The organism is Polynucleobacter sp. 39-46-10 (assembly GCF_002282275.1).
In genome coordinates, this window is the sequence record NZ_NCJB01000520.1 from 1 (window position 1) to 1215 (window position 1215).

Here is a 1215-nt window from a genome sequence, read left to right on the forward strand (position 1 = left end):
GCCTGCGATTGCCTTGCGAAATTGGGCATACTCTTCCAGATCATTTACTGTTATTACTTCCTTAGCAGCGTTACCTTGCAAAGGCAGGCGTATTTGATCTGCGCCCAAGCCTAGCACCAGCTTTCCATATGGAATCGATCCTTTAGAGGTTTCAATTGTCTGGGAAGCTGTGTTGATTTCAGTGACATCAAGGCCATCCAAAATCGTAATCTCCAGTTGGGCCGCCATACCTTCTGCATTGCTTGAAACCAATTGCTCTGCAGACTTATTACTGGCTAGTGCGGTAGAGAGCATGGGCTTTGAGTAAAAGTAGCCTGGCTCGCGAGTCACCAGAGTGATTGGCACTGCTTTATCGAGCTTGCGCAATTCGCGAATAACTGTAAAGCCGGACAAGCCGCTACCGATGATGACAATTTCTGATGGAGATGATTGATTCTGATGATCCAAAGCTGGACTCCCTAGTAATGCAGTTAAATGAGTGATGTAAGGCTTGAATTAAGAAATTTGCACCATTTCAAAATCCGATTTTGCTACACCGCAGTCTGGGCATTCCCAATCTTCTGGGATGTCAGCCCAAGCTGTGCCCGCAGGAATACCGTCATCCGGTAAGCCTTTTGCTTCGTCATAGATGAAGCCACATACGATACATTGCCAAGATTTCATGATATTTCCTTTAAGATAATTTGATCAGTTTAAATTTAATTCTGTTTTATTTCTAAAGACGTTCAGACTGCAGCAAATTCTTTCGCTTTTTCTAAGGCCTTTTTGTAATGGTTAGCATGGCGCTCCTCTACATTAGCCAAGGCTGCAAAGCGTTTTGCTGCTTTTGCCAACATGGCTTGAAACTGCTCTGCATGCTCTTTTGATTCAGCAATTTGCTCATCAATCTCCACTACCGCCGCTTCATTGCCTTCATCTACCGCTGTTTTGCGGAAAGTTGGGTACATTTCGGTGTATTCATATGTCTCACCCTCGATTGCGATCTCTAAGGCACGAGTTGGGGTAATCGTATTCGCGGGGTAGAGTAAATCGAGGTGACCAAAGGCATGCATGACTTCTTGATCTGCAGTTGCCTCAAAGATTTCAGCAGTTTCAATATCGCCAGCAGCGCGTGCTAATTTTGCAAAATAGCGATACTTGATATGCGCCATGGATTCACCTGCAAAAGCAGACTCTAAGTTTTGGATGGTTTTAATTTCTGGACGTGCCATTTTT

At 44.4% G+C, this 1215-nt stretch carries 3 protein-coding genes; all 3 read right to left on the reverse strand.

All coding sequences use genetic code 11. The annotated features are described in order from the left end of the window. The coding region (locus tag B7X71_RS17350) for an FAD-dependent oxidoreductase (RefSeq protein ID WP_293601659.1) at positions 1 to 447 on the reverse strand (447 nt) is incomplete at its 3' end. Between the two features lie 48 nt (positions 448 to 495). Further along, positions 496 to 663, reverse strand: coding sequence for a rubredoxin (locus tag B7X71_RS17355; RefSeq protein WP_293599606.1), 168 nt, complete (start codon positions 661 to 663; stop codon positions 496 to 498). A 62-nt stretch (positions 664 to 725) separates the two neighbouring features. Then, a complete protein-coding gene (locus B7X71_RS17360; protein ID WP_293601660.1) occupies positions 726 to 1211 on the reverse strand; it encodes a rubrerythrin family protein in 486 nt (161 codons plus the stop codon). Between the last annotated feature and the right edge of the window lie 4 nt (positions 1212 to 1215).

Bases quoted from the DNA above. Each gene is read 5' to 3' on its own strand.
- B7X71_RS17355 (WP_293599606.1), bottom strand. From the start codon at position 663: ATGAAATCTTGGCAATGTATCGTATGTGGCTTCATCTATGACGAAGCA.
- B7X71_RS17360 (WP_293601660.1), bottom strand. From the start codon at position 1,211: ATGGCACGTCCAGAAATTAAAACCATCCAAAACTTAGAGTCTGCTTTT.